Genomic DNA, 6,867 nt, shown 5'->3' on the forward strand with positions numbered 1-6,867 from the left:
GGGGGGAGCGGTCGCATCCCGTCCAATCGCAGTCGTGACAATCGTCAGGGGGAGCCTACGATGATTAGAAAAAAGATGGTGAGCGGATTCGTTTTTTTCCTCGTGATCGCGTGTCTTCAGCTTCCGCTTCGAGCCGATGAGGGACGGCTGGAGGAGATCATTCGCACGGGATTTGTCTACCGCAATCTCGGTCCGTTCCGCGCCGGGGCATGGATTTCGGATATCGCGGTGCCGGACGGGCCCCCCACGGCTCATCTCTACACGTTTTATGTGGCCGCCCGCAGCGGAGGAGTGTGGAAGACGACCAACAACGGGACGACGTTTGAACCGATCTTCGACAATCAGAACGTGGCTTCGATTGGAGCCATCGCCGTTGCTCCGTCGAATGCGAACATCGTCTGGGTCGGCACCGGTGACGCCTCGAGCGCACGCAGCGCCTACTGGGGCGATGGCGTCTATAAATCAACAGACGGGGGGAAGACGTGGCAGCATCTGGGACTCGCGGACACTCATCACATTGCTCGAATTGTGATCCATCCGACAAATCCCGACATTGTCTATGTGGCAGCGATGGGACACCTGTTCACCCCCAATGAGGAGCGGGGCGTCTTTCGCACCACGGATGGGGGGCGCACCTGGCAGAAGGTGCTCTACGTCAATGATCGAACCGGAGCCGTGGATCTGGTCATCAATCGGCGTGATCCCATGACGCTTTACGCTGCCACGTATGAGTGTTTACGCTATCCCTGGCGATTGCACGACGGCGGCCCAGGCAGCGGCATCTACAAGACGACCGACGGCGGCGCGACCTGGCGGCGATTAGAAGGAGGATTGCCCCAAGGGACGATCGGGCGAATCGGGCTGGACATCTTTCAGAAGAATCCGGAGATCCTCTACGCCATCATTGATAATCGGAACCCGCGACCGGCAACGGACGATCCAGGGCGGCAGACCGAGCAACGAGGACAATCGCCGGCCACTCCTCTGATCGGTGGAGAAATCTATCGCACCGATGATGGAGGACGGACGTGGCGGAAGATGAACTCGCCGCGCGACGACGTGAGCCGTAAGACCGGCTATGCGTTCAATCAAATTCGCATTGATCCGGCCAATCCCGATCGCATCTTCATCACCGGGGCGACGCTTGCCCGTTCCGATGACGGCGGTCGGACGTGGGTGGGCTTGAGTGGCGGCCCGCAGCAGGATCGTCCCTTCCGCCGCGCCTTCGGCGATTTTCGCACGCTCTGGATTGATCCTCAGAATCCCCAGCGGATAATCGCCGGCTCCGACGGCGGCGTCTTCATTTCCTACGATGGCGGACGAACGTGCGACCATTTGGCCAATCTCCCGCTCGGCGAGGTCTACGCCATCGGCGTGGATATGGAGGACCCCTACAACATTTATGCCGGGTTGCAAGATCACGAATCCTGGAAGGGGCCGAGCAACGGCTGGTCGGGCAGCGTCGGCCTGGAGGATTGGGTGACCGTCGGCGTCGGCGACGGGATGTATAACCAGGTGGATCCCACCGACAGCCGCTGGCTCTACAACAACCAGGAGTTCGGTCGGCTGGCGCGAGTGGATCAGAAGCTTCGCCAGCGAAAAATCATCGAACCGACGCGACCGGCCACTCTCCCGCGATTGCGCTGGAACTGGACGAGCCCGATTCATCTTTCTCCGCACAACCCCCAGACCATCTACACCGGAGCGCAGGTTCTCTTTCGCTCTCGCGATCGCGGCGAGCACTGGGAAGAGATCAGTCCCGATCTGACGACCAACGATCCGAGCAAAATCAGCGAGCCGGGCGCGGGCATTCAGTTCTGCACCATCACAACGATTGCGGAATCGCCGGTCGTGGCGGGCATCATCTGGGTCGGAACTGACGACGGAAAGGTCTGGGTGACACGGGATGGAGGCGCCACGTGGAACGACGTGACGTCGGCCATCGCGAAGGCCGGCGGGCCCGAAGACGCCTGGGTCAGTCGGGTGATCGCCTCACGGTTCGATGCGGCGACGGCATACGTTGCTAAGTCGCGCCGCCGCCAGGACGACTTCCGACCCTTTCTCTTCAAGACCACCGACTTCGGGGCGACCTGGACGCCCGTGATGGGTAATCTCCCCGAGCGCCCCATCAACGTCGTCTTCGAGGATTACCAGAATCGGAATCTTCTCTTCGTCGGTAACGACATGGGCGTTTACGTCACCCTCGATGGAGGCCGACGGTGGATGGCGCTCAAGGGAAACATGCCGACGGTTCCGGTACACGATCTGCTCGTGCATCCGCGCGAGGGCGATCTGGTGGTGGGCACCTATGGTCGAGGCATCTGGGTGACCGACATCACCCCTCTGCGCGAGCTGAGTTCAGAGGTTGTGGCTCAACCGATCCACTTTTTCGCCGTTCGTCCTCGCGCCCGGAGAAACGAAGGGGCCTGGGGCAATTATCGGCTGTTCGGGGATCGTCACATCATGACCCCCAATGAACCCAATGGACTCGTCCTCACCTATTATCTGCGGGAGGAGAGGCCCGATGGGGTGACGCTCACGATCACCGATGCTTCGGGTGCTGTCATCCGCACGCTCGCGGGGACGACCCGAGCTGGGATCAATCGCGTCGTATGGGATTTTGGCGTGGGAGGCCCCGTTGCCGGTCGCGGGACTCCGGGCGGACGAGCGGTTGAGCAACGCATCGCCGCGCCAGGCGAGTATCTCGTCACCTTGCAAACAGGGGAGCACAAACTCGTACAAAAAGCACGGGTGCTCCCACCCCGATCCTGAAATCCCGTCGTGGCCCCTCAAAGGAGGGCCACAGGTTTCACCCATCCCCACCGGTTCTTGGTGTCCGCGAGGATCGGTGACCTTTTTCATCATTGGTCCTCTTTGACGACCGTGAGCTTGACCGTCACCGTGACGTCGCGGTGGAGTTTGATGGGGACCTGATACTCGCCCAGGTACTTGATCGGCTGCTCCAGAAGAATTTTGCGGCGATCCACCTCGATTCCCTTCTCGGCGAGAGCGTGAGCAATATCGAGCGCCGTCACCGACCCGAAGAGCATGTCGTGTTCCCCGATCTTGCGCGGGAGGATGAGTTCCACCGCCCGGATTTTTTCCGCGAGCATCTCGGCGTGTCGCTGTTCACGGGTTTCGCGACGGGCGAGAATCTGGCGCTCCTGTTCGAACTGTTTTCGGTTGGAGGCTGTCGCGGGCACTGCCAGCCGGCGCGGCAACAGATAATTCCGGGCGAATCCCGCTCGGACGCGCACAACTTCCCCTCGACGTCCGAGATTCTCCACATCTTCTTTCAGTAACACTTCGACGGTTGCCATAACTCCCTCCGATGTCTTTATTGATCCCCCTTGTGCGCGTTCGGGGTCCGGGACGATCTCAATCCGTTACATAGGGCAACAGGGCCATTGTGCGCGCTCGCTTGATCGCCCGCGTCAACCGACGCTGATGCGGAGCGCACACTCCCGACAACCGACGAGGGAGAATCTTCCCTCGCTCAGGGATGAAGGCGCGCAAAAGCTCCACATCCTTGTAGTCAATCAGGTCAATCTTCTCCTTGCAGAAGCGACATTCCCGGCGACGACGCACGCGCTGGTGTCCGGCAACGACCACCGGCATCGGCTGCGTCGTGGAATTCTCCGCTGGAGGGGGCGTCTTTGATTTCTTCGGATTATTGCTCATCCTCGATCACCTCCTCGAACTCTCGTCGGATTGCTGGACGCGGTCCCGAGGTCTGTCTCAGGCGGGCCGCCTTTCGCGCGCGCAGTCTCTTGAATCGTTCGGCCCGCTTCAGATCCTCATCAATGCGCACGATGAGATGGCGCAGGACAGCATCGGTCACCCGCAACCGGCGATCGAGTTCGGCCAGTTCGCTTCCCTTGCCCTCGAAGTGAAACAGCACATAGGTCCCTTCGCGACAGCGATCAATCTCATAGGCGAGCTGCCGGCGCCCGAGCGTCTGACTTTTGAGGATGGTTGCCCCCAGCGTGGTGAGGGAATTCCTGATCTGCTCGCTCAGACGCTCCACCTCCTGATCCGAGAGCGTCGGCCGAGCGATGAATAAAAGCTCATACGTTCTCACGTGATATTTCCTCCTTTCGGATGTTCTCTCGTTCGCCGACGGCGAACGAATCAAAACAGCCCGAGAGCATACCCCCTCGGGCAAGGAGTGGACGGATCAAGCGGGCGACCGGATCGGCAGTTTCGTTGTTTCATCTCTGCCCCACCATCATTTCCGGAGCCCTGCTGTTGAACCGTGACATGGCCGCATCAATGCCCTCCCGAAGAAAGACCGTGATCGCTTCAATGGCGCGCGCGATCATGGCCTCAACGAGGGGCCACTCGTGTTCCTCGAACTCCGAGAGAACGAAGGCCACCGTATCCTCGATGGGGCATTCCGGCTTAATCCCCAATCGCAGTCGGGGGAAGTCCGTCGTCCCCAGCGCCTCAATGATGGATTTCAGGCCGTTATGCCCACCGGAGCGACCACGCCGCCGCAAACGGATCGTCCCGAGCGGGAGGGCCAGATCATCCACAACGACCAGCACATCGGCAGGTTCGAGCGCATAGGTTGAAACAAGACAGGCGACGGCGTCCCCGCTTCGGTTCATAAAGGTGCGCGGCTTGGCCAGCAGCACGGCGACATCGGCCACCCCTCCGCGTCCGACGAAGGCGTCACATTCAATCCGATCGAGCGAGATTCTCGCCCCCTCGGCCAGCGCGTCAACGACGAGGAAACCGAGGTTATGCCGCGTCCGCGCATAGTCAGGTCCAGGGTTGCCCAATCCCACGATGGCCTTCATTACCTGCGTCATGCCCGCTCCTTCACAGGAGCGCGACTCACTCCTTCTCCTCCTCCTGCTCAGCCTTACCCTTGCGAATGACCTCCGGCTCCACCGGTTCCGCCATAGGAGGCGCTGGCGCAGTCACTTCCTCAACCCGCGGCGGCAGAACGCTCACGATCACCCGCTCCGGGTCCTCGAGAACCTTGATCGCATCGCCCAGGGCCAGGTCTTTGACGGCAATGTGTTCGTTGACCTTCAAGGCGCTCACATCCACGCGAATCCGTTCGGGAATCGCGTGAGGCAGACATTCAATGCGCAGTTCATGAGTGGCGAAATCGAGAAGTCCTCCCTGAGCCCTCACGCCAAACGGTTCGCCCACTACCTCGATGGGAACGCTCAGTCGCGTCGGCTTGGTCATATCCACCCGCAGCAGATCAGCGTGAATGAGCGTTCCTTTGACCGGATCCACCTGCCACTCTTTGAAAAGAACGGCGGTCGAGCCCGCGCCGTTGATCGCCACGGTGAAGATTTTCGTGTGACCCATGCTGCGGATCAACCCCAGAACGCGGTCTCGGGCGGCGGCCAAGGCCAGCGGAGGCTCGTCCCCGCCATAGAGGACGAGCGGGACCTTGCCCTCCCGTCGCAACTGACGGGCAGCGTTTTTACCCAGCCTCTGACGAATCTCTGCTTTCAGGACAACGTCGGTCGAATTCATACGAAACAAACCTCCATGTGGCCCTCTGAGAGGGCCACCGTGATGCATCTCGCCTCTTCAGATGAACAATCGGCTGACGGATGTCTCCTCATGAATGGATCGAATCGCTTCGCCCAGCAAAGGGGCGACGCTCAGAACCTTGATCTTGTCAATGTCATGTGAATGGAGCGGGATGGTGTTGGTGACGACGACTTCGGTGATCGGCGATTCCCTGATCCGCTCCAGGGCCGGTCCGGAGAGCACCGGATGGGTGCAACAGGCGAAGACCTCGCGGACTCCATGATTGATCAAGACGTGGGCGACCTCGCGCAACGTCCCGGCCGTGTCAATCATATCATCCACGATAAGGGCATTGCGGCCGGCAACATCGCCGATGACATGGAGCACCTCGGCGACATTGGCCTGTTCCCGGCGCTTGTCAATGATGGCCAGGTCCGCATTGAGTCGCTTGGCATAGGCCCGCGCCCGCTCCACCCCGCCGGCATCCGGCGAGACGACGACGAGTTGAGGAATCGCCCGCTTGCGGAAATAATCCACCAGCACCGGCGCGGCGAAAAGATGATCCACCGGAATATCGAAGAAGCCTTGAATCTGCCCGGCATGCAAATCCATGGCCAGAATGCGATTGGCTCCCGCCGTCGTCAGCAGATCGGCCACGAGCTTGGCCGAAATCGGCACCCGGGGCTTGTCCTTTCGATCCTGACGGGCATAGCCGAAATACGGGATGACGGCCGTGATCCGCCAGGCCGACGCCCGACGAAAGGCATCGAGCATGATCAGCAGTTCCATCAGATTGGAATCCACCGGCGGACACGTGGATTGCACGACGAAGACATCCGCCCCCCGCACATTTTCCAGAATCTGAAAGCTGATCTCCCCGTCGCTGAACCGACCGAGGCGAGCCTCTCCCAGCGGGACTTTCAAGTAGCTGGCGATTTCTTCCGCTAGCGGTCGGTTGGCATTGCCGGAAAAAATTTTGAGATCGTTCATTGCCCTGCTCCAACCGAGCTGGCTGGGGAGGGAGGATTCGAACCTCCGAATGGCGGATCCAAAGTCCGCTGCCTTGCCAGCTTGGCTACTCCCCAGCACTCACCAGGACAAGCGGCGCTCGCCCGCTTTTTGTCAGAGTCCCATCGCCTCAACGTACTCCCGGCGACTCACCGTTCGCGTGCGCCAGATTCGGACCGATCCATGCGCAACCCGCGCCTGTGCTTCAGCCAGGTCCTGTTCGTTGTCAAAGACCGCAAACAGCGTCGGACCGCTGCCGCTCATACGGACGACCTGCGCTCGCGTGTCCGCCAACCGATCGAACATCTGGCGGACAGCGGGAAAATGATCGAGAATGACCGCTTCAAGATCATTCCCGGC

8 protein-coding genes and 1 tRNA gene are annotated in these 6,867 nt (G+C 60.6%); 1 reads left to right on the forward strand and 8 read right to left on the reverse strand.

Annotated elements, in window-relative coordinates; all coding sequences use genetic code 11:
- Positions 1-60: 60 nt before the first annotated feature.
- The gene (locus VNM72_15785) at positions 61-2,772 is read left to right on the forward strand and encodes a hypothetical protein (protein HXF06854.1); all 2,712 of its coding nucleotides are present in this window, start codon (positions 61-63) and stop codon (positions 2,770-2,772) included.
- 89 nt (positions 2,773-2,861) lie between these two features.
- Here the strand turns inward: VNM72_15785 and rplI are convergent, their stop codons facing one another.
- The 8 genes from rplI to VNM72_15825 all read right to left on the reverse strand — a co-directional run.
- Positions 2,862-3,320, reverse strand: a complete 459-nt coding sequence (gene rplI / locus VNM72_15790) for a 50S ribosomal protein L9 (protein HXF06855.1) — start codon at positions 3,318-3,320, stop codon at positions 2,862-2,864.
- A 58-nt stretch (positions 3,321-3,378) separates the two neighbouring features.
- Positions 3,379-3,618: a 30S ribosomal protein S18 gene (rpsR, locus tag VNM72_15795; GenBank protein ID HXF06856.1), complete on the reverse strand. Its 240-nt coding sequence runs from the start codon at positions 3,616-3,618 to the stop codon at positions 3,379-3,381.
- Positions 3,619-3,670: 52 nt separating this feature from the next.
- Positions 3,671-4,081 (reverse strand): 30S ribosomal protein S6, encoded by a 411-nt coding sequence (gene rpsF / locus VNM72_15800; GenBank protein ID HXF06857.1) that lies wholly within the window; start codon positions 4,079-4,081, stop codon positions 3,671-3,673.
- Between the two features lie 130 nt (positions 4,082-4,211).
- Positions 4,212-4,814: an aminoacyl-tRNA hydrolase gene (pth, locus tag VNM72_15805; protein HXF06858.1), complete on the reverse strand. Its 603-nt coding sequence runs from the start codon at positions 4,812-4,814 to the stop codon at positions 4,212-4,214.
- Positions 4,815-4,839: 25 nt separating this feature from the next.
- Positions 4,840-5,499: a 50S ribosomal protein L25 gene (locus VNM72_15810; protein HXF06859.1), complete on the reverse strand. Its 660-nt coding sequence runs from the start codon at positions 5,497-5,499 to the stop codon at positions 4,840-4,842.
- 57 nt (positions 5,500-5,556) lie between these two features.
- Entirely contained in the window at positions 5,557-6,489 is a 933-nt protein-coding gene (locus VNM72_15815; GenBank protein HXF06860.1) for a ribose-phosphate pyrophosphokinase, read from the reverse strand.
- Positions 6,490-6,508: 19 nt separating this feature from the next.
- Positions 6,509-6,584 (reverse strand) — tRNA-Gln (locus VNM72_15820).
- 37 nt (positions 6,585-6,621) lie between these two features.
- Positions 6,622-6,867, reverse strand: a 246-nt coding sequence (locus tag VNM72_15825) for a hypothetical protein (protein HXF06861.1), incomplete at its 5' end; no start/stop codon positions are given.

This window comes from Blastocatellia bacterium, assembly GCA_035573895.1.
Classification (GTDB): Bacteria; Acidobacteriota; Blastocatellia; order HR10; family HR10; genus DATLZR01.

Bases quoted from the DNA above. Each gene is read 5' to 3' on its own strand.
- VNM72_15785 (HXF06854.1), top strand. From the start codon at position 61: ATGATTAGAAAAAAGATGGTGAGCGGATTCGTTTTTTTCCTCGTGATC.
- rplI (HXF06855.1), bottom strand. From the start codon at position 3,320: ATGGCAACCGTCGAAGTGTTACTGAAAGAAGATGTGGAGAATCTCGGA.
- rpsR (HXF06856.1), bottom strand. From the start codon at position 3,618: ATGCCGGTGGTCGTTGCCGGACACCAGCGCGTGCGTCGTCGCCGGGAA.
- pth (HXF06858.1), bottom strand. From the start codon at position 4,814: ATGACGCAGGTAATGAAGGCCATCGTGGGATTGGGCAACCCTGGACCT.
- VNM72_15810 (HXF06859.1), bottom strand. From the start codon at position 5,499: ATGAATTCGACCGACGTTGTCCTGAAAGCAGAGATTCGTCAGAGGCTG.
- VNM72_15815 (HXF06860.1), bottom strand. From the start codon at position 6,489: ATGAACGATCTCAAAATTTTTTCCGGCAATGCCAACCGACCGCTAGCG.